A 20,616-nucleotide genomic window follows, 5' to 3' on the forward strand; every position below is an offset into this window, starting at 1 on the left:
CACGGTTGATCTAGGGTTCCAGAGGCACAACGTGATGGTCTGAACGTTCAGCATACGAGCCTGTATCTGTACGCATGTGTGGTGGCCACCAGATCACCAGCGTCCTGGCGCTGGAGGCCGGGCGCGCGCACAGGTCTGTACGGCAATCCGAGGTGCAGCCTTGCAACAGTCCAGCCAGGGCCGCCGCCATGGCAACTGCGATCAGCCGAGTCATGGCGCGACCTCCAGCAATGATGGCCGAGACACGCTTGATTGTTCGTCGGGCTCGGGTGCTCGTGTCGCGATAAACACCTCCGCACGTTCGCCGGGCGCCAGCCACGGAGTCGGCCAGACACTCACCGCCAAGGTGCCGGCAGTGCTGCAATCACGTTCATCGACGCGCACCCGGCTCTGGCTCTGGTTGTGCAATACCAGTACGGCCACGTTGTAGTCCTCACTTTCGTACCACTGATGACGCTCGGTATCGACCTTCAGAGACGTGAACGCTTTGCACAGGCTGCCCGTCCGGGTCGGCATCGGCATCGCTGTGAACCGGCCAGGCACGTGGCCCGTGACCAGTTGACGGAACACCCGGGTAATATCGGAGCGCTGAATCACTGGCTGCTTCGCATCACGCCGTCTCAATGGGGTCAGCGCTGCCTCCAGTTGCGCCTGATCCGATTGTGGCAGGTAGCGGGCAGGGTTGGTCTGGTCGCCAATCAGGCGGGGTGTCAGGATAAACAGCCGCTCACGGCGATTTTTAGTGTTCTGCGTGGACGAAAACAGCAGCTTGCCCAGCCATGGGATATTTCCCAATACAGGGACTTGATTGCGGCTGTCGACCTCTTCAGCGACATGAAAACCGCCGATGACCAGGGATTGTTTTTCGTGGATCACTGCCTGGGTACTGATGTTGCCTTTGCGAACATCCGGTGTGGAATGCTGCCCTGTGTTGTCGGCAAAGGTGCCGTCTTCGATATCGATGATCAGGTGAATCTGATTGGCGCCACTGGCTTCGATTACCCGGGGTATGACCTGGAAACTGGTGCCGGTGGTGACCGGCATGATGTTGGCCACGCCCTCACCGACGGCCTGGATATATTGCGTGCGATTGAAATCGATAACAGCGGGCTGGTTTTCCAGGGTCATGATCGAGGGGTTGGATACCACCGTTGCCAGCCCGCGGGCTTCAAGCGCCTTGATCTCGGCTGCAAAACGGTCAGCCTGGATCATGGACACGGTTGTCGGGGAAGTGCCAGACAACCCAGTAGCCATCCCGAAACGGCCGCTCTGAAAGCCCCATTTCGTCCCCAGTTCGTTGAGTTGGGTGCGGTTGATATCGAGAATCACGGCGTCTATTTCCACGAGTTTGCGCGGGACATCGAGCTTGGCGATCAGTGCCTGATAGAGCGTCCCGCGTTCGCTGGCGTCGTAGATCAACACGCTGTTGTTACGTACATCGGCCTCCACGCGGATGGCGTTCAGGCCTGATGATTTCAAATCGGCGGTGAGCGCGGGCAGTGGTGGATTGCTTGAATAAGGCATGGGGGAGGCCGTGCCGGATACTGGCGAGGGGCCGGTGGAGGGAGCAGCGAACGGGCTCGATGACTTGGTATCGAGCAACCCGCGCAACAAGCTGGCGATACCGGGCACACTCAGTTTTTCGCCCCGATAATCGATCTGCCGGTCTGCCGCATTGGCGAACTGCAGTGTGAAAGTCAGCACATCCTGTTTATTGGCGGGTTCTGCCCGTTTGCGACTGAACTGCCTGATCTGCTCGATATAGCGTTTGGGCCCGGACACCAGTACCACGCCGATATCCGGCAACTCGCCCCAGCCGAAACGCTCATCCAGCAGGCCTATCCGGGTCAGGGCCTGCTTCAGATCGGCAATGGTATCGTCCGCAACTTCAAGGCGGCTCGTGGTCTGCTGGTCAAGCGAACTGATGTAGAGCGTGTTGTTATGCACAAACCACTGGAAACGGTGTTCCAGTGCAAGCCGCTCCATTAAACCGGTGAGCGTGTCGGCGCGTAGCTTGCCGTTTACGACGCCTTGAAGCGCGCCATCAATCTGTAGTTGCAGGCCCACGGTATGGGCAAAGGCCCCTAGAAAATCAGGCACTGACAGGTTATTGGCTTCATGGGCATAAGGCGTTTTTTGCCACTCCTGTGGAACGGCGGCCATCGCCCCGTTGGCTAGCAAAAAAAGAGCTGGCAACAGGGTCCGTTGCAAGGAGTGCTTGAACCTGAGCATCACTGCACGGCATCAATAATGCTTTTGGTCAGGCTGTGCTTGAATCGGGTTTGCTCGTTGATCGAGAAACTGGCAATGGCCATTTTTTGTGAAGCGTCGAGGAAGCGCTGCATGTCTTCGGGGCTTGCTTGATTGTTCAGGGCGATCTCCTCCAGTTTTTTTTGGGCCTGGATAAAGCGGGTGTCAATGCGACGCTGAATGCTTTCGAACGAAGCCATAGAACCTCCATCAGTCAATACTCACCACTCAGTGGTAGCTCCTGCCGGATCAGTTCCATCAGTGGTCATGGGGATCAGCAGCGCCTTGAGCGTTGTGGCCCAGTCAATGCGCAGGTCGTGTTGCGCAGTGACCAGCACCAGAGCGAAGGGGTCGAGGCGTTCATCTGCTTGCAGTTGCCATGCGGTATCCGGGCGGGTGCTTAGCCACTGCCGTACAGGTGCAAGCATCTGCGGGTGGCAGCGCAGGGTTGCATTCAATGGCGGGCATTGGGCTGGCAGCAGTTGCGCCAGCAAGGCATTGATTCGCATCTGTGGCGGCACCTCACCGAGCAATCGCTCCAGAGCCTGATTGACCACTTGCGAGGCGCTGGTTTCAATCGCTTGGCACAAGGCGCCATGTTCCTGTTGCCAACGCGCCAGATGGGCATTGGCCTGTTGCCAGAATTCGCTGTGGGCCTTTTGCAGCAGCGTTTCGGCAGCGTTTTCAGCGTTGCTCAGCAGTTCGTCTGCCTGGGCACGTGCCTGGGCCAGCACCTCATTGGCCAGGCCGCAATCGATCAGGGTCTGGCTGCTGATCAGTACCTGGGGCAGCCCGGTTGCGCCTGGCTGCAGCTCAATCGTGCGGCGTGTCAGCATGGTTGTGCCCCTCGTCGCGGGGTCGTGTGTGCCACAACACTGTTTGCCAGAGCGTTCGGAGTTTGGCCGGTGAAATGGCCTGCACCGGTTTTTGCTCCAGCGTTTCGATCCGTGCAGGGGCAAAGCGCAGTCGCAACCTCTGCCAGACCGGTGGTTCGAGCCATGCTCTGAGCAGTTGCAAGGGATCGTCGGCGGGCTCGAGCCAGTCCTGCGGGTGCAAAGCCCTGGCAAGGCGCTGGCACCACAAACGCTGCGTGTCATCCCGTGCAGCAGAAGGTGTAGTGCGGCAGATACGCTCGACCCTTTGCAGCAACGCGTCATAGTGCGCCGGTTGCGCCAGTGCCAGCTGCATCAGGCTGGTTGTGGGCGCACAGGGCAGGCAGGGGGCGATACCCAAGCTCTTGCTGGCGCCTGCATGCTGGTTGCGCAGCAAGGCGGGCGATGCGTCAAGGATCTGCCAGTGCGGATGGGCGTAGCGCCATGGCAAGGCCCACCACTGTACCCAGGCATCAATGTCATTCATGCAGAGCCCTTTTTGCGCAGCTTTAACCATACAACTGGCGTAATGATTGCCAGCAGGCACCCTGTCACCAGTGCAGCGAACAGGCTTTTCCAGAACCCCAGGTCTTGCTGCGGCACCAGAAAAGGTCCGAAGAACAGCAGTTGCTGGTTGTCCTGAAACGCGGCGGCAAGAACAAAAACCGTGGTTATTTTGTGCGGGTTGTCGATTGCCATTGCCATGCCCGGAATGCTGCTGGCAACCATCCGCCGTACCCGCGACTGGATGCCGTCGGGGTCCAGTCTGGCATCGTGTTTGATAAACACCGAAGCGGATGCGGGCTGCACGGCCTCACCTGGCGCCACACGCTCGGGCAGTACCACATGCACGCGCGCGACTATCACCCCGTCAATGCTCGACAGTGTGGCTTCAAGCTCTTGTGACAGCGCATAGATGTAACGGGCGCGCTCCTCAAGTGGCGTAGAAATGACACCTTCCTTGCGAAAAATATCACCCAGTGTGGAGCGCTTTGTTCTGGGCAGGCCAGCCGCCGACAGCGAGTTAATCGCCCGGCTGATAGCTTCTGTTCTGACACGAATGGAAATGCCATTTTTATCGGGGACTTTTTGAGCGTGGACCTGTTTGTCTGCTAGTTCTGCAATGACTGCATTGGCCTCCTGTTCGGAGAGCTGGCTGTGAAGCACCACGCTTTCACCACAACCGGTGACGGCCAGCACGAGCAGGAAACACACGCTCTTGATCAGGCGCGCTGCCATGCGGTTACCTAAGACAGATTGGTGAGTTTTTCGATGGCTTGTGACGTCTTGCTGATCATCTTGGCGCTCAGCACGGTCTCAAGGTGGAGCGCCGACAGGGCCCGGGTGGATTTGAGCATGTCGAGGGGGTCGGTGCTGGTACTGGCTTTTTGCAGGGCCCTTGCGGCGGTACTCGACAGACCCGCTAAAAGTGCAGAGCGCTGTTTGAGTGGGTGGCTGGTCAATTTATCGGATATCTCGGTATTGGTTGCTTTAGTTGCCGTGGCAAGCAAAGAGGCGTTGAACCAATGGATATCGGCCAGTTCGGGGGTGTTCGAGGGTAGTTCAGAGGCACTCAAGACGGCCTGGGGGAGCTTCGAAGGAAAGTGGGTTTTCATTTGAAACCTCAAGCTGTGAGTTGTAGTTGCATGCTTGTGTGGCTGCACGCCCCGATTGGCCGGATGCCCCATTCGAGATGGGGCGGTATGAATAAAATCAGTACGAGATGGCCTTGGCACCTGCAAAGATTGCATTCATTGACTTGCTACTTGAGTCCATTACTCCGGCGGCTATGCCGTTTCTCGTGTCAACTCCCGTTTTGTGCATGGCGGCCGCGGCGGCTTTCCATTCTTGTTCGCGCGCAAAATTCTTTTGCGCTTGGAGGGGGTCGTCGCCAGCAGCGCGCGACATTCCTGCAATCAATCCAATTATTGCTCCAATCATGGTCTGTATCCTCTTGGTTTTTTACAGGAAGGTCAGAACGAAATTTTATTATTTATATATATGTTCGTTTGAGAGTGATCGATATTGTTGGTGTGAGTATTTGCCGGGTTTGCAGGGGGCATTCTTGTGTTTCCAAATCCGCCAAGCGCGTTGAGGACCTGGCTCGCAAAGGGCATTACAAGTGAAAGTAAAGGGAACATGTATGTGCCTCTGTGGTTCGGTATTGGGAGTGCAACAGAACGTCTGTTCGCTATTTAAGTGTCGATATCCATGTGGGCAGTTCCAGTGGGAACTACTCAGTAAATGTCTAATTGTTTCATTCGGTGGTACAGCGTGCGCTTGGCAATCCCAAGTTCGATTACCACAGAATCGATACAATTAAAGTGGCGTCGCAAACAATCTGCGATCAACTGCTTTTCTATTTGTTGCAGGCGCATTTTTAAATTTAGAATTGTGGATTCATGTTCACAGGAAGAGGTATCCAGCGGGGGTAGCCCGAGCACAAAGCGCTTTGCTGCGGAGCGTAACTCCCTGACATTGCCCGGCCAGTCATGACAGATGATCTGTTGTAGCAGCGCAGTGTTCGGTACTGGTATGGATGAGTTGAAATGCCGGGCCTCACGCTGAATAAACTCCATAAACAAGGGGGTAATGTATTCGCGTCGTTCTCGCAAAGGCGGCAAGTGCAGGTTCACGACATTCAGGCGATAGTACAGGTCGCACCTGAAATGACCTTGTGCCACCAACTTCGCAAGGGAGGTTTGGGCCGAGGCAATCACACGCATGTCCACGGGGATGAATGTTGTCGAGCCCAATCGCTCAACACCACGGGTTTCCAGAACGCGCAACAATTTGGCCTGCAAAGTCAGCGGCATGCTGTCTATTTCATCCAGGTACAGAGTGCCTTTATCTGAAGCTTCTATAAATCCTGCTCGTGATTGCAGGGCGCCGGTGAATGCGCCCTGGGTGACACCAAATAACTGGCTTTCCGCCAGACTCTCGGGGATGGCCGCGCAATTGAGTGCGATATAACGACCACGGCGCCCGGATAAGGTATGCAGATGCTCGGCCAATGTATCTTTGCCTGTGCCTGTTTCACCATGAAGCATTATGTCGATATTTTGTGCTGCCGCATTTCTGACAGTAGCGTGAAGTTGTGTGTCATCGGAAAAATATAGGCTTGAAGGCTCTTTGTCCGGGCGAAAGAATCCCATTGAATATACTCCGGCGCCATGTTTTTTTGGTAGGGGAAATTCGCAATGTTAAACAGGTATAAACAACGCTTTTTATTTTATAGTTTGAAGGTGTTGACGGTTTAAACCAAGGCCTGAACTGGCCGCCTGTCGAGAGCTAAAACACATAGACACGGTAAGGATTAGTATTTATTGGCGTAGGGATAGCGTGCCTTACCTCCATGGATCGAACTTCGTGGAGGTAAGGGTAAACGGGTATTTATTCGTATTTTTATTCAGGGTTTTTTCTGCTATCGCCCTGAGTCGTAAATCCGAAGGTCAGAAGGGCGCTTTCAACGGTGCTCAAGTGCTGCATGCACAGCTGCCACGGTGCTGACACAACATCGGCCGATTCATCGCCGGCTACGGGGATGAGTACCGGGTGTTCATCGTCGCTGGCGATCGAGGCGCAGCCTGAAGCAACGTTTGCCAGCCGTTCGTGGAGGGAGGACGGTGCCGGGCCCTGTTCCTTGCGCAAGGCATCGGCAAAGGCTTCTGCAAACAACAGGGAGCTGGCGTATAAACGCACGGCGTGGCGCTCGTAACGGCTGGCAATGTCTTTGACTTCCCGTGATACAAAGCGCCCGCGCAAGGTCCAGCGGGCGGTATTGCGGGCCATGCTGATGCCGTTCTCCAGGGCAATAAGGCTGTCGTGGGCCCTGGAAAATATCTGCACGGCATTTTGAGCCTTGGCCGCATCTTGTCCTTCGAGAGCTTGCAGGCTTTTACCGAATCCCGACGCCAGCTTTTCGAGCAACTCCTTGGCGGAGCTGTCGATAATGCCGATCGGGTTGGGGGTCAGCAGTATCTGGCTGAAAACCAGCCCGACGCATGAGCCCACGACCACATCAAGCATCCGTACCACGCCAGCACTTTCCGGGCCTACGGCCAGCATCAGCACCGCCGATACACCGGCCTGGATGGGCACCACGGCCCCCAGGCCATAGAGTGCCGCGATGGCGATGGCAGAGAAGGTAGCAAAGCCAATACGCACCAACGGGTAAGCATCCGGCAACCACAAGGCGGCTTCGCCTACGATGATCCCGGTGGCGACACCCACCATCAGGCCCACCGCTTGCTTGCCATGACTGGGCAGGCCTGGAGCCAGGCACACCACGGCACTGATTGCGGCAAACACGGGGTGTATGTGACCGAAAAAATGCCGGGCGATAATCCACGCCAGTGCGGCGGCAATGGCTGAGGCCAGGGCGTCTCGCCAGCCCAGGGACCAGCGGGCCTTGATTTTTTCGACTATGGGGTCGGTATAGCGGCTGAGGAATTTGGCGCGGGGAATCATTGAGGCTCCCGATCATGAGGTGAGATGGCGTTAACCATAGACCGTTGTTGCGCCCCGGAGTGCGCCACAAACGCCAGGCCAAAAAAAACCGCGCCTGGGCGCGGTTTTTTATACGTGTGCTGTATTACACGTTGAAACGGAAGTGCAGGACGTCACCGTCTTTAACGATGTATTCCTTGCCTTCCAGACGCCACTTACCGGCTTCTTTCGCGCCCGCTTCCCCGTTGAACTTGATGAAATCGTCGTAGGCGATAACTTCAGCGCGGATAAAGCCTTTTTCGAAGTCGGTGTGGATCACACCGGCTGCTTGAGGGGCGGTCGCACCTACTTTTACTGTCCAGGCGCGAACTTCCTGCACGCCGGCGGTGAAGTAGGTTTGCAGGTCCAGCATTTCGTAACCGGCGCGAATCACACGGTTAAGACCAGGCTCTTCAAGGCCCAGGGCCTCCAGGAACATGTCTTTCTCTTCGCCGTCATCCAGCTCGGCGATTTCTGCTTCGATCTTGTTGCAGACCGGAACAACGATCGCGCCTTCTTCTTCAGCGATAGCCAGCACAACGTCCAGCAACGGGTTGTTCTCAAAACCGTCTTCAGCCACGTTGGCGATGTACATCACCGGCTTGGTGGTCAGCAGGTGGAAGCCTTTGATGATGGCTTTCTCATCTGCGTCCATGTTCTTGATCAGGCTGCGTGCCGGCTTGCCCAGGGTGAAGTGGGCGATCAGCTGTTCCAGCAGGGCTTTTTGGGCTACGGCTTCCTTGTCACCGCCTTTGGCATTGCGCGCGACTTTCTGCAGTTGCTTTTCGCAGCTGTCGAGGTCGGCGAAGATCAGCTCAAGGTCGATGATTTCGATGTCGCGTTTCGGGTCAACGCTGTTGGAAACGTGAATAACGTTTTCGTCTTCAAAGCAGCGGACCACGTGAGCGATGGCATCGGTCTCACGGATGTTGGCCAGGAACTTGTTACCCAGGCCTTCACCTTTCGATGCGCCAGCCACCAGGCCCGCGATATCAACGAACTCCATGGTGGTCGGCAGGATACGCTGTGGCTTGACGATGGCAGCCAGCGCGTCCAGGCGTGGGTCGGGCATCGGCACGATACCGGTGTTCGGCTCGATCGTGCAGAAGGGGAAGTTCTCGGCCGCGATACCGGACTTGGTAAGGGCGTTGAACAGGGTGGACTTGCCGACGTTAGGCAGGCCGACGATGCCGCAGTTGAATCCCATGGTGTTTCCCCTCGGAAAAAGAGTCAGGCCTTCTGGCTGTGCAGGTTTTTCATCGCACGGTTCCATTCCCCGGCGAGGATATCCGGCAGCACGCCGAGGGCAAAATCGATGCTGGCATCCAGTTTTTCCTGTTCGGCGCGTGGCGCACGACCGAGGACAAAGTTGGACACCATGCTGGCGACGCCCGGGTGGCCAATGCCAAGCCGCAGACGGTAGAAATCTTTGTTGTTCCCCAGTTGCGCGATGATGTCGCGCAATCCGTTGTGACCTCCGTGGCCGCCGCCCAGCTTGAGCTTGGCAACGCCTGGCGGGAGATCGAGTTCGTCGTGGGCCACCAATATGGATTCCGGCGCAATGCGGTAGAAACCGGCAAGCGCCGCAACGGCCTGGCCGCTTCGGTTCATATAGGTGGTGGGAATCAACAGACGAACATCCTGACCCTGGTGGCTGAAGCGCCCGGTCAGGCCAAAATATTTGCGGTCTGCAACGAGGTTTACCCCATTGGCTGCCGCGAGACGCTCAACAAAAAGGGCCCCTGCGTTATGCCGGGTCTGTTCGTATTCGGTGCCTGGATTTCCCAGGCCAACGATCAGTTTTATGGCGGTCACGACAAGGGCCCTTCTATGGAGTTGTGGATAACATCGCCGCTAACGGTTAGCGGCGAAAACGGACAAGAAAGCGGGTTTACGTGAGTAAACTTCGCGATCTTGTCCGCTTTACTCGCTGCGTGTTAGCTCGCGATGTTTCTCAAGACTCCAACGACAGAGTAATGAATTACTCTGCTGCTTCTGGTGCAACACGTGGAGCGTGAACGTTGGCTACTGCCAGGTCGTTACCGTGTGCCAGAGCTACGAACTCAACGCCTTTAGGAGCGGTGATGTCCGACAGGTGAATGATCGAGCCGACTTCAGCGTTAGCCAGGTCAACTTCGATGAATTCAGGCAGGTCTTTTGGCAGGCAGGAAACTTCGATTTCCGCAACAACGTGGGAGATCTCGCCGCCTTTCTTGATCGGAGCCGCTTCACCAACGAAGTGAACCGGTACGATTGCAGTCAGTTTTTGACCAGCAACAACGCGTACGAAGTCAGCGTGCATCACGTGGCCTTTAGCCGGGTGACGTTGCAGAGCTTTGATGATCACGTTTTGCTTAACGCCGCCAACGGTCAGTTCGATAACGTGGCTGTAAGCAGCTTCGTTTTCGAGCAGTTTGGCAACTTCTTTAGCCAGCATGCTGATGGATTCAGGGGCTTTTTCGCCACCGTAAACTACAGCTGGAACCAGGCTTGCGAGACGACGCAGGCGGCGGCTCGCACCTTTCCCCAGGTCGGAACGCACTTCAGCATTCAGAGTAAAATCGTTCATGTTGTATCTCCAAAATAACCACATCCGCCCTGGCGTTTGCGACCAGCGCCATGGACGGTATGGGCAAAAAAGCCCCGCCCCAACGGATTGCTGGGGCGGGGCGCTTTTCGTCAGCAGAAGTCCTGAAAGGGCAGGGCCCTTATCGGAACATCGCGCTGATCGATTCTTCGTTGCTGATGCGGCGAACCGCTTCAGCCACAACCGGTGCGATATCCAGTTGGCGGATACGCGAACAGGCTTGTGCGGCAGCGGACAGCGGGATGGTGTTAGTCACCACCAGCTCATCCAGCATGGAATTTTCGATATTCTCGATTGCCCGACCCGACAGCACAGGGTGTGTGCAGTAGGCGAACACTTTGGAAGCACCATGCTCTTTCAAGGCTTTAGCCGCGTGGCACAACGTGCCGGCGGTATCGACCATGTCATCAACCAGAATACAGGTACGCCCTTCGACATCACCGATGATATGCATCACTTCAGAGTGATTGGCTTTCTCACGGCGTTTGTCGATGATACCCAGATCGACGCCCAGGGATTTGGCAACAGCACGTGCACGCACGACGCCGCCGATATCCGGGGACACAATCATAAGGTTCTCAAAGCGCTGATCTTCGATGTCATCCACCAAAACTGGGGAGCCATAGATGTTATCTACAGGAATATCGAAGAAACCCTGGATTTGGTCAGCATGCAAATCAACCGTGAGAACACGATCGATGCCGACTACGGTAAGCATGTCAGCAACAACTTTTGCGCTGATAGCCACACGTGCGGAACGCGGACGGCGATCCTGACGGGCATAACCAAAGTAAGGAATAACAGCAGTAATACGAGTCGCTGAGGAGCGGCGGAAGGCATCAGCCATCACGACGAGTTCCATCAGGTTATCGTTGGTCGGAGCACAAGTCGGCTGAATGATGAAAACGTCTTTACCGCGGACATTTTCATTAATCTCAGCGGTAATTTCGCCGTCGGAAAACTTGCCGACAGAGATGTCACCGAGTGGGATATGCAGCTGACGTACGACACGCCGAGCCAGATCGGGGTTAGCGTTCCCCGTAAAGACCATCATCTTGGACACGCGCAGTACCTGAAGGCTGAGGGTAACCTGGATGAGTATAAGAAATGGCAGGGGCGGCTGGATTCGAACCAACGCATGGCAGGATCAAAACCTGCTGCCTTACCGCTTGGCGACGCCCCTGTATCTGTTGCTACGAGTACCGTGTACCCGTTTCCTTTTACAAATTTTGCAGCTTGCGATGCAACATCGAAACGTTGCTTCCTTTTGCTACAAACCCTGTAAGGGTCTCTGTAAGAAGGTGCAGCACTTTATCAGCATCTGCTTCGTTTGGGAAGGCCCCAAATATACAACTTCCAGTTCCAGTTAATTTTGCTTCGGTATATTTACCTAACAAATTCAAAGCGTTACGTACTTCTGGATAACGCTCCTTCACTACTGCTTCGCAGTCGTTTCGGCTGTTTCCCTTGGGAACGGGGCGCACTTTAATGGGCAAAGAGTCACGTGTCAACAACGGATCTGAAAATATTTCTGCAGTACTTACAGATACTTGCGGGACAAGCACCAGATACCAGGGTTCTTCTGGCTCGGCAGGCGTAAGAATTTCGCCGACACCTTCAGCAAATGCGGCGTGGCCACGAACGAAAACCGGGACGTCGGCCCCAAGAGTCAGGCCCAGCGCTGCCAGCCGGTCTTCATCCCAGGCCAGTTGCCAAAGATGGTTGAGCGCGAGCAGTGTGGTGGCGGCATTGGAACTGCCGCCACCGATGCCGCCGCCCATGGGCAACACTTTTTTGATCCAGATATCGATCCCCAGCGGGCAAGCGGATTGTGCCTGAAGCTTTTTTGCGGCCTTGACGATCAAATTGTCGTCATGAGCAACACCGGGGAATTCGGTGTGCAGGCAAATGATTCCGTCGTCACGCACGGCAAAGGTCATTTCATCGCCGTAGTCGAGAAATTGAAACAGCGTTTGCAGTTCGTGATAGCCATCTTCGCGACGACCGAGAATGTGCAGCATCAGATTAAGCTTTGCCGGGGAGGGCAAAACCAGAGTGTTTCGATTCAGACGGTCTTGCATCTTATTGACCCAACAAGCGAGGTTGCCAATCTTTAACCACGAGCGTGACATCCAGATCCGGGCCGTGCAGCTTGACCCGCTCAGGCAGCCAGAAGCCGTTTTGCTCGACATAGCTCAAATATTCGATTTTCCAGCCGTCCTGTTCCAGGTTGGCCAGGCGGCTGTCACCATTCAATGTTACCCGGCTTTTGCTGCCGGGCGCAGGCAAGCCGCGTACCCACCAGACCAGATGTGACACTGGCAGGCTCCAGCCCAATTGTTCGCCCAAAAGCGCTTCAGGGGTCGGTGCTTCATAGCGGCCCTGATTGGCCACTTCCAGAAGCACGTTGCCCGGGCGCCCGGTCAGGCGAGCGGCTCCGCGGCCCAGCGGACCGGAAAGGCGTATGTCGTAATAGTCCTGGCGCTGCAGCCAGAACAGCGTGGCGCTGCCCGATTCTTTAGGGGCGCGAATGCCGACTTTGCCGCTGATTTGCCAGCCGTCGAGCCGGGTCAATTGCTGTTTGTGGGCTGACCACAGGGCAGGGCTGCCGTGGCCTTCTACGGATTCGCGGGCGCCGAAGCCCGCGCAACCGGCGAGCACGGCAATCAGGCTGAAAACCACGAGATGGCGCAAGTGACGATAAAACATGAGTTAAAGAGTCTCTGATCCGGTCAGGCGCAAAATGGTTTTGCGCAGAATAGGGCTGTCAGGATTTTCTTTAAGAAAAGTGCCCCAGATTGTTTTGGCTTCACGCTGCTTGCCATTGGCCCACAGCACTTCGCCCAGATGAGCGGCTACTTCCTGATCAGGAAAACGCTCCAGCGCCTGGCGCAGCAAGCGTTCGGCCTCATCCAGATTGCCAAGGCGATAATTCACCCAGCCCAGGCTGTCGAGCACAGCAGGGTCGTCCGGGTTCAGATCATAGGCTTGCTGGATCAGCGCCTTGGCTTCCGTGTAGCGAGTGGTTCGATCCGAAAGCGTATAGCCCAGGGCGTTCAATGCCATGGCGTTGTCAGGTTCACGCTTGATGATGGCGCGTAAATCCCGCTCCATCTGATCTAGATCGTTACGTTTCTCGGCCAGCATGGCGCGTGAATACAGCAGGTTGAGATCGTCCGGGTATTGCTTGAGTGCTTGTTGCAGCGTGTTCCAGGCGCGATCGGTCTGGTTGTTCGCCGCCAGGGTTTCGGCTTCTATCAAGTACAGCTGGATGGCGTAGTCGGGCTGTGCACCACGGGCCGAGGCCAGTTTTTTCGAGGCTTCGGCGCCGCGACCATGGCTGATCAGGATGTCCGCCTGGCGCAGTTGTGCGGGCAGGTATTCGCTGCCGGGACCTACCAATGCGTACTCAACCAGTGCGCCCTCCGGATCATTGCGTTCTTCGGCGATGCGGCCCAGGTTCAGATGCGCCGAGTCGACGTGGCTGTCGCGCTCGATCAGCTCTTGCAGATAGCCTTCGGCTTCGTCCCAGGATTTGCCTTCCAGGCAAACCAGTGCCAGCGAGAATCGCAGCTCATCGTCTTCGGGGTATTGCTCCACCAGGCTGGCAAACTGCACTTTTGCCTCGGCCATGCGGTTCTGCTCGACCAGGGTGCGCGCATAGGTCAGGCCCAGGCGCTTGTCATCGGGGTACTGGCTGACGCTTTTTTTCAGCAGGGGCAACGCTTCATCACCGCGGTTGAGGCTTTGCAACAAACGGGCGCGCAACAGAATCGGGGCAACTTCGCCGTTTTGCGGCGGGTTCTTTTCCAGTAGCTTCAGCGCGCCTTCGGCATCACCGTCCTGTTGCATCAACAAGGCCTTGCCGAAAATCAGCTGACCGTTGTCCGGGTGCTTGGCCAGCAGGCTGTCAAAACTTTTTTGCAGACCTGCCCGGGTATCCGCATCGGTTTCTATGGCCGCCAGGGCCAGGAAATCGAAGTGAGTATCACCCTTGGCCTGCAGGACTTTTTCCATGTAGACCAGGGATTCGTCATAACGGCCGTTGCGCGCCAGCTGAATGGCTGCAGCACGTTGCGCCTCGATATCGTCCGGGGCGTTTTTCACCCAGATCAGCGAGGTATCCAGTGCGGCCTGGTCGGCGCCCAGATACTCGGCGATACGGAAAGCGCGTTCGGAAACTCCCGGATCCTGCGTGTTGATCGCTTGCGTCACGTAGTTATCGAGGGCGATATCCAGACGATTGCGCTGGCCGGCCAGCTCGGCGCTCAACAGGCTGTACAGCGTGTCTTCGCTGAACGAACTGTAGACCGTGGGTTTTTCCGGGGTGGAGGAAACGTCTTCTGCCGCGGATGAGTCATCCGGGGACGTGGGGGCCAGAGCCTGGCAGCCACTGAGAAGGACGAGAGCGAGGAGCAACGCGGAGGATCTATTCATATAAGAGATGGGCGACTTACCTGCGGTCTGGGCATCATGACACATGCAATGGTGCAAACCATAACAGGTGCGACTATCGATATCCGGGGCTGATGATGTGTTCAACAGACGTTAACTATAGAGACAATAGTCAGCAATGGTTGTTCTGAATCTGGCGAAGTAGGACAATTGTCGGCTTATTGTCATCATCAGCGATCTTGAATGGCCTTCCTCGCACTCGGTATTAACCACAAGACTGCTTCAGTAGACGTCCGCGAGCGCGTGGCTTTTACTCCGGAGCAGTTGGTTGAGGCCTTGCAGCAGCTCTGCCGCCTAACCGACAGTCGCGAAGCTGCGATCCTCTCCACCTGCAATCGCAGCGAGCTCTATATAGAGCAGGACCACCTTTCGGCAGACCGTGTGCTGCAATGGCTGGCGGACTATCATGACCTGAGCCTCGATGAACTGCGTGCCTGCGCCTATATCCATGAAGACGACGCAGCCGTTCGTCACATGATGCGCGTGGCTTCAGGCCTGGATTCGCTGGTGTTGGGCGAACCGCAGATTCTCGGCCAGATGAAGTCGGCCTATGCCGTGGCGCGTGAGGCGGGCACGGTCGGGCCGTTGTTGGGGCGCTTGTTCCAGGCCACGTTCAACTCGGCCAAACAGGTGCGCACCGACACCGCCATCGGTGAAAACCCGGTTTCGGTGGCCTTTGCCGCGGTGAGCCTGGCCAAGCAGATCTTCAGCGATCTGCAGCGCAGCCAGGCCTTGCTGATCGGTGCGGGCGAGACGATTACCCTGGTCGCCCGCCACCTGCATGACCTGGGAGTAAAGCGTATCGTGGTGGCCAACCGTACCCTGGAACGCGCCAGTACCCTGGCTGAGCAGTTTGGCGCCCACGCGGTACTGCTGTCGGATATTCCCCAGGAGCTGGTACACAGCGACATCGTGATCAGCTCCACGGCCAGCCAATTGCCGATTTTGGGCAAGGGCGCGGTCGAAAGCGCCCTGAAGCTGCGCAAGCACAAACCGATCTTTATGGTCGATATTGCCGTTCCCCGGGATATCGAGCCTGAAGTCGGTGAGCTGGACGACGTGTACCTCTATACCGTCGATGACTTGCATGAAGTGGTTGCGGAAAACCTCAAGAGCCGTCAGGGCGCGGCCCAGGCGGCAGAAGAGCTGGTGAGCATCGGCGCTGACGATTTTATGGTGCGCCTGCGTGAACTGGCGGCTGTGGATGTGCTCAAGGCCTACCGCCAGCAAAGCGAACGCCTGCGTGACGAAGAGCTGCAAAAGGCCCAGCGCATGCTCGCCAACGGCAGCAATCCGGAAGATGTGCTGGTACAACTGGCGCGCGGGCTGACCAACAAATTGCTTCATGCCCCCAGCGTACAACTGAAAAAACTTTCCGCCGAAGGCCGCCTCGATGCGCTGGCCATGGCCCAAGAACTTTTTGCCCTCGGTGAGGGCTCATCGCATAGCTCTGCGGATAAAAAATAGTAATGAAAGCGTCACTGCTTAATAAACTGGACATCCTCCAGGACCGTTTTGAAGAACTGACCGCATTGCTTGGCGATGGCGAAGTCATTTCCGATCAAACCAAATTCCGCGCCTATTCCAAGGAATACTCGGAAGTTGAACCCATTGTTGCCGCTTACGCGCAGTGGCTCAAAGTGCAGGCCGACCTTGAAGGCGCCCAGGCGTTGCTCAAGGACAACGACCCGGACATGCGCGAAATGGCAGTCGAGGAAGTTCGTGAAGCCAAAGAGCGATTGATCGAACTGGAAAAAGACCTGCAACGCATGCTGCTGCCCAAGGATCCGAATGACGGGCGCAACGTGTTTCTGGAAATTCGCGCCGGCACCGGTGGCGATGAAGCGGCGATTTTTGCCGGTGATCTGTTTCGCATGTACTCGCGCTACGCCGAGCGCCGTGGCTGGCGGGTTGAAATCCTGTCCGAAAGCATCGGCGAGCATGGTGGCTATAAAGAAGTCATTGCCCGTGTCGAAGGTGAGAATGTTTACGCCAAGCTGAAGTTCGAGTCCGGTGTACACCGCGTGCAGCGTGTACCTGCAACCGAATCCCAGGGTCGTATCCATACCTCGGCCTGTACCGTGGCGGTGCTGCCAGAGCCCGATGAGCAGGAAGCCATCGAGATCAACCCGGCCGATTTGCGTGTGGATACCTACCGTTCCTCCGGAGCCGGTGGCCAGCACGTCAACAAGACCGACTCGGCCATCCGCATTACTCACTTGCCCTCGGGCATTGTGGTGGAGTGTCAGGAAGAGCGTTCCCAGCATAAAAACCGGGCGCGGGCGATGTCCTGGCTCTCGGCCAAATTGAATGACCAGCAAACCAGCGCCGCGGCCAATGCCATTGCCAGCGAGCGCAAGTCGCTGGTGGGCTCGGGGGATCGTTCCGAGCGCATCCGCACTTACAATTTCGCGCAGGGGCGAGTGACTGACCATCGTGTCAACCTGACCCTGTATTCCCTGGATGACGTACTGGCTGGCGGCGTTGATGCCGTTATCGAGCCTTTATTGGCGGAGTTTCAGGCTGATCAACTGACAGCCCTGGGTGAATAAATGACTATTATTGCCAGCTTGTTGCGTGCTGCTGAACTGCCTGATTCACCTACGGCCCGTCTTGATGCGGAGCTGCTGCTGGCCGCTGCCCTGGGCAAGTCGCGCAGCTATCTGCACACATGGCCCGAAAAAATCGTCAGCAGCGAAGCCGCCTTGACCTTCGCCGAGTACTTGCTGCGCCGCCGTGCCGGTGAGCCGGTGGCCTATATTCTGGGGCAGCAGGGTTTCTGGAACCTTGATCTGGAAGTGGCGCCGCATACGCTGATCCCGCGCCCGGACACCGAACTGCTGGTGGAAACCGCGCTGGCCCTGCTGCCCGCAACCCCGGCCAAAGTGCTGGACCTGGGCACTGGCAGCGGCGCAATCGCCCTGGCTTTGGCCAGTGAACGTGCCGCCTGGCACGTTACGGCAGTTGACCGCGTGCTTGAGGCCGTGGCTCTGGCCGAGCGCAATCGCCAGCGTTTGCAGCTCGACAACGTCAATGTGTTTACCAGCCATTGGTTCAGCGCGCTGGACGACCAGCGTTTTGACCTGATTATCAGCAACCCGCCCTATATTGCTGCCGGTGATGTTCACCTGGCGCAAGGCGATGTGCGTTTCGAACCTGAAAGCGCTCTGGTTGCCGGTGCCGATGGCCTGGACGATATCCGCCAGATCATTACCGCTTCTGCGCAGCACTTGAATGCAGGTGGCTGGTTGATGCTGGAGCACGGTTACGATCAGGCTGCAGCTGTGCGCCAACTGTTGCAGGACGCAGGTTTTGCCGAGGTTGAAAGCCGCACGGACCTGGGCGGCCACGAACGCATTACATTGGGCCGCCTGCCGTGCTGACCGACGAGGAGCTGTTGCGCTATAGCCGACAGATCCTGTTGCAACAGGTTGATATCGATGGCCAGCTGAAGCTGAAAAACAGCCGTGTGCTGATTGTCGGGCTGGGTGGGCTGGGCTCGCCCGTCGCGCTGTACCTGGCCGCCGCCGGTGTCGGCGAGCTGCATCTGGCTGACTTTGACAGCGTTGACCTGACCAATCTGCAGCGTCAGATCATTCATGACACTGCCAATGTTGGCGAGAGCAAGGTGGACTCGGCGTTGCGCCGACTGCGCCTGATCAATCCGCATCTCAAGCTGGTTGCCCACCGCTCGGCGCTGGATGCCGATTCGCTGGCCGACGCCGTTGCCGCGGTGGATCTGGTGCTCGACTGCTGCGACAACTTTGCCACCCGTGAGGCGGTGAACAAGGCCTGTGTTGCGGCGCGCAAGCCGTTGGTCAGTGGCGCGGCGATTCGCCTTGAGGGGCAGCTGTCGGTGTTTGACTCGCGCCAGAGTGCCAGCCCTTGCTATCACTGCCTGTACGGGCATGGCAGCGAAGAGGAGCTGACCTGCAGCGAAGCCGGCGTCATTGGCCCCCTGGTGGGGGTGATCGGCAGCTTGCAGGCCCTTGAAGCGCTCAAGGTGTTGGCCGGATTTGGTGAGCCACTGGTGGGCCGGCTGTTGCTGGTCGATGCCTCGAGCACGCGTTTTCGCGAATTGCGGGTCAAGCGCGACCCGGCCTGCAGCGTATGCGGTACTGGCCATGAGTGAGGCGCCGATTGGCGTTTTCGACTCCGGCGTCGGTGGCTTGTCGGTACTCAAGGAGATCCACGCGCTATTGCCCAACGAGTCGCTGCTATATGTGGCGGACTGCGGGCATATCCCCTATGGCGAAAAAAGCCCCGAATTCATTCGTCAGCGCTGCGCGGTAATGGCTGAATTTTTCCAGCAGCAAGGCGCCAAGGCGCTGGTGCTGGCCTGTAATACTGCAACGGTGGCTGCGGTGGCGGATTTGCGTCAGCGTTACCCGACCTGGCCCATGGTCGGTATGGAGCCAGCGGTCAAACCGGCGGCAGCGGCCACCCGCAGTGGAGTGGTAGGCGTACTCGCCACGACCGGCACATTGCAGAGCGCCAAATTTGCCGCCTTGCTCGATCGTTTTGCCAGCGATGTGCGGGTTATCACTCAGCCATGCCCGGGCCTGGTGGAGCTGATCGAAACCGGCGACCTGCACAGCGATACCTTGCGTACTTTGTTGCGCGGTTATGTCGAACCGTTGCTGGCCGCGGGCTGTGACACCATTATTCTTGGCTGTACGCATTACCCCTTCCTCAAGCCTCTGCTAAGCCAGATGCTTCCTGGTTCGATTACCCTGATCGACACCGGTGCCGCCGTGGCGCGCCAGCTCAAGCGATTGTTGGCTGAGCGCGGCTTGCTGGCAGCTGGCCCGCCTGCTGAGACGCAGTTCTGGACCAGCGCTTCTCCTGAACACTTAGGAAATATCCTGCCTGTGTTGTGGAATAAATCTGGCGTTGTGCGAAGCTTCGGTCTGTAAAAAAACAGAACTTATGCTTCATGACACCTGCCTGATGAAGCGCATAACCACTGACATGGGCATATGAAAATAGGATTTTCTTATGAAGCGACTTTTTTGTTTGGCTGCGCTTGCAGCCGCTGCACTGGGGCAAAGTTTTACTGCACAGGCTGCCGGGCTTGAATTTGCGGTGGGGCACACCAGCGAATCGACCATGACCTACCGTCTGGGCTTGAAATCTGATTGGGACAAAAGCTGGCTACAAAGTGATGTGGGGCGTCTGACCGGCTATTGGGATGGGGCTTATACCTACTGGGAAGGTGACAAGTCATCCGCGAGTAATAGCCTGTCGTTCTCGCCCGTGCTGGTGTACGAATTTGCCGGTGGAAGCGTAAAGCCCTATCTCGAAGCCGGGATCGGGGTGGCGTTGTTCTCGCACACTGAAGTGGAGGGCAACCGTCTGGGAACAGCTTTCCAGTTTGAAGACCGTTTGGGGTTTGGCCTGCGCTTTGCCGGTGGTCATGAGGTCGGGATTCGTGCGACCCACTATTCCAATGCCGGGATCTCCAGCACCAATGACGGCGTAGAAAGCTATGCGCTGCACTACACCATGCCGCTGTAGGGGCAGGTATTTAGCGATACGCCGTGGCAATGCCCTGGCGTTCATTGAGGCATTCGACTTCGCCCATTTCGAACTCGCGGCAAATCAGTGGTCGAAGCTCATAGATGGTGCACATCATGGTGTTGCGGTCCAAAGCCGCACACCAACCATCATCCAGGCGCAGCATTACTTCGCCGCCCCAGTCATCCTCTGCAATAAAACGCTCGGGCACACCGGTGTCGGTGATCAGCATCACTTCCAGCTGGCAGCAGCATGCCGCGCACGTTGAACAGGTAACGGCGGGTTCGGTAATTTCGGTCAGGGGGATGTTGGTCATAGGCGTGCAGTGTAAGGCAGTGCTGGCATCAGGTGTAAATGTGCTGATGAACGCAGATGTATAACCCCCCGTAGATACTCTGTTGCCGGTTAACTCTCCCTGTGGGAGCGAGCTGTCTCTTATACACATCT

24 protein-coding genes and 1 tRNA gene are annotated in these 20,616 nt (G+C 57.0%); 6 read left to right on the top strand and 19 right to left on the bottom strand.

Going from position 1 to position 20,616, the window contains the following annotated elements; all coding sequences use genetic code 11:
• Positions 1-10: 10 nt before the first annotated feature.
• The 18 genes from hrpT to QN377_RS11520 all read right to left on the bottom strand — a co-directional run bounded on the left by hrpT (position 11) and on the right by QN377_RS11520 (position 14,634).
• Complete coding sequence (gene hrpT / locus QN377_RS11435) at positions 11-214, bottom strand: HrpT family type III secretion system protein (RefSeq protein WP_095019660.1); 204 nt, start codon at positions 212-214, stop codon at positions 11-13.
• Positions 211-2,163, bottom strand: coding sequence for a type III secretion system outer membrane ring subunit SctC (sctC, locus tag QN377_RS11440; protein ID WP_323567625.1), 1,953 nt, complete (start codon positions 2,161-2,163; stop codon positions 211-213). Before sctC ends, hrpT begins: the two co-directional genes overlap by 4 nt.
• Positions 2,164-2,231: 68 nt before the next feature.
• Positions 2,232-2,450 (bottom strand): type III secretion protein HrpF, encoded by a 219-nt coding sequence (locus QN377_RS11445; RefSeq protein ID WP_095019658.1) that lies wholly within the window; start codon positions 2,448-2,450, stop codon positions 2,232-2,234.
• Between the two features lie 21 nt (positions 2,451-2,471).
• Positions 2,472-3,086 (bottom strand): type III secretion system stator protein SctL, encoded by a 615-nt coding sequence (gene sctL, locus QN377_RS11450; RefSeq protein WP_095019657.1) that lies wholly within the window; start codon positions 3,084-3,086, stop codon positions 2,472-2,474.
• The gene (locus QN377_RS11455) at positions 3,064-3,609 is read right to left on the bottom strand and encodes a type III secretion protein (protein WP_095019686.1); all 546 of its coding nucleotides are present in this window, start codon (positions 3,607-3,609) and stop codon (positions 3,064-3,066) included. Before QN377_RS11455 ends, sctL begins: the two co-directional genes overlap by 23 nt.
• Entirely contained in the window at positions 3,606-4,361 is a 756-nt protein-coding gene (sctJ, locus tag QN377_RS11460) for a type III secretion system inner membrane ring lipoprotein SctJ (protein WP_095019656.1), read from the bottom strand. Before sctJ ends, QN377_RS11455 begins: the two co-directional genes overlap by 4 nt.
• 8 nt (positions 4,362-4,369) lie before the next feature.
• A complete protein-coding gene (locus QN377_RS11465; protein WP_095003181.1) occupies positions 4,370-4,738 on the bottom strand; it encodes an EscI/YscI/HrpB family type III secretion system inner rod protein in 369 nt (122 codons plus the stop codon).
• A gap of 97 nt (positions 4,739-4,835) precedes the next feature.
• The gene (locus QN377_RS11470) at positions 4,836-5,063 is read right to left on the bottom strand and encodes a hypothetical protein (protein WP_095019655.1); all 228 of its coding nucleotides are present in this window, start codon (positions 5,061-5,063) and stop codon (positions 4,836-4,838) included.
• Between the two features lie 296 nt (positions 5,064-5,359).
• Complete coding sequence (locus QN377_RS11475; RefSeq protein WP_322212388.1) at positions 5,360-6,277, bottom strand: sigma-54 dependent transcriptional regulator; 918 nt, start codon at positions 6,275-6,277, stop codon at positions 5,360-5,362.
• A gap of 250 nt (positions 6,278-6,527) precedes the next feature.
• Positions 6,528-7,592 (bottom strand): FUSC family protein, encoded by a 1,065-nt coding sequence (locus QN377_RS11480; RefSeq protein ID WP_095003178.1) that lies wholly within the window; start codon positions 7,590-7,592, stop codon positions 6,528-6,530.
• A 124-nt stretch (positions 7,593-7,716) separates the two neighbouring features.
• Positions 7,717-8,817: a redox-regulated ATPase YchF gene (gene ychF / locus QN377_RS11485; RefSeq protein ID WP_086798695.1), complete on the bottom strand. Its 1,101-nt coding sequence runs from the start codon at positions 8,815-8,817 to the stop codon at positions 7,717-7,719.
• 23 nt (positions 8,818-8,840) lie between these two features.
• The gene (gene pth, locus QN377_RS11490) at positions 8,841-9,425 is read right to left on the bottom strand and encodes an aminoacyl-tRNA hydrolase (protein WP_016781749.1); all 585 of its coding nucleotides are present in this window, start codon (positions 9,423-9,425) and stop codon (positions 8,841-8,843) included.
• A gap of 166 nt (positions 9,426-9,591) precedes the next feature.
• Entirely contained in the window at positions 9,592-10,179 is a 588-nt protein-coding gene (locus tag QN377_RS11495) for a 50S ribosomal protein L25/general stress protein Ctc (protein WP_095003177.1), read from the bottom strand.
• Positions 10,180-10,318: 139 nt separating this feature from the next.
• Positions 10,319-11,260 (bottom strand): ribose-phosphate pyrophosphokinase, encoded by a 942-nt coding sequence (locus QN377_RS11500; protein ID WP_019825119.1) that lies wholly within the window; start codon positions 11,258-11,260, stop codon positions 10,319-10,321.
• Between the two features lie 45 nt (positions 11,261-11,305).
• A tRNA-Gln gene (locus QN377_RS11505) sits at positions 11,306-11,380 on the bottom strand.
• A gap of 37 nt (positions 11,381-11,417) precedes the next feature.
• Positions 11,418-12,278: a 4-(cytidine 5'-diphospho)-2-C-methyl-D-erythritol kinase gene (gene ispE, locus QN377_RS11510; protein ID WP_370688637.1), complete on the bottom strand. Its 861-nt coding sequence runs from the start codon at positions 12,276-12,278 to the stop codon at positions 11,418-11,420.
• A 1-nt stretch (position 12,279) separates the two neighbouring features.
• Positions 12,280-12,906, bottom strand: a complete 627-nt coding sequence (lolB, locus tag QN377_RS11515; RefSeq protein WP_317757187.1) for a lipoprotein insertase outer membrane protein LolB — start codon at positions 12,904-12,906, stop codon at positions 12,280-12,282.
• 3 nt (positions 12,907-12,909) lie between these two features.
• On the bottom strand, positions 12,910-14,634 hold the full coding sequence (locus tag QN377_RS11520; protein ID WP_095023088.1) for a tetratricopeptide repeat protein: 1,725 nt from the start codon (positions 14,632-14,634) through the stop codon (positions 12,910-12,912).
• Between the two features lie 201 nt (positions 14,635-14,835).
• Here QN377_RS11520 and hemA point away from each other — a divergent pair, with 201 nt between their 5' ends.
• The 6 genes from hemA (at position 14,836) to QN377_RS11550 (ending at position 20,169) form a co-directional block, all read left to right on the top strand.
• Positions 14,836-16,119 (top strand): glutamyl-tRNA reductase, encoded by a 1,284-nt coding sequence (gene hemA / locus QN377_RS11525; RefSeq protein ID WP_095003174.1) that lies wholly within the window; start codon positions 14,836-14,838, stop codon positions 16,117-16,119.
• A gap of 2 nt (positions 16,120-16,121) precedes the next feature.
• Positions 16,122-17,204 carry a peptide chain release factor 1 gene (prfA, locus tag QN377_RS11530; RefSeq protein WP_095003173.1) on the top strand — a complete coding sequence of 361 codons (1,083 nt, stop codon included), beginning with the start codon at positions 16,122-16,124 and terminating at the stop codon, positions 17,202-17,204.
• A complete protein-coding gene (prmC, locus tag QN377_RS11535; RefSeq protein ID WP_095003172.1) occupies positions 17,205-18,035 on the top strand; it encodes a peptide chain release factor N(5)-glutamine methyltransferase in 831 nt (276 codons plus the stop codon).
• Positions 18,029-18,784, top strand: a complete 756-nt coding sequence (locus QN377_RS11540) for a molybdopterin-synthase adenylyltransferase MoeB (RefSeq protein ID WP_095023086.1) — start codon at positions 18,029-18,031, stop codon at positions 18,782-18,784. Before prmC ends, QN377_RS11540 begins: the two co-directional genes overlap by 7 nt.
• Positions 18,777-19,568 (top strand): glutamate racemase, encoded by a 792-nt coding sequence (gene murI / locus QN377_RS11545; RefSeq protein WP_095018255.1) that lies wholly within the window; start codon positions 18,777-18,779, stop codon positions 19,566-19,568. Before QN377_RS11540 ends, murI begins: the two co-directional genes overlap by 8 nt.
• An 82-nt stretch (positions 19,569-19,650) precedes the next feature.
• Positions 19,651-20,169, top strand: a complete 519-nt coding sequence (locus QN377_RS11550) for an acyloxyacyl hydrolase (protein WP_095001103.1) — start codon at positions 19,651-19,653, stop codon at positions 20,167-20,169.
• A 10-nt stretch (positions 20,170-20,179) separates the two neighbouring features.
• On the opposite strand, the gene QN377_RS11555 is transcribed toward QN377_RS11550, so the two are convergent.
• Entirely contained in the window at positions 20,180-20,485 is a 306-nt protein-coding gene (locus QN377_RS11555; RefSeq protein WP_095001104.1) for a YkgJ family cysteine cluster protein, read from the bottom strand.
• Positions 20,486-20,616 lie beyond the last annotated feature (131 nt).

The sequence above is a fragment of the Pseudomonas sp. CCC4.1 genome (genome assembly GCF_035019225.1).
GTDB lineage: Bacteria > Pseudomonadota > Gammaproteobacteria > Pseudomonadales > Pseudomonadaceae > Aquipseudomonas > Aquipseudomonas bubulae.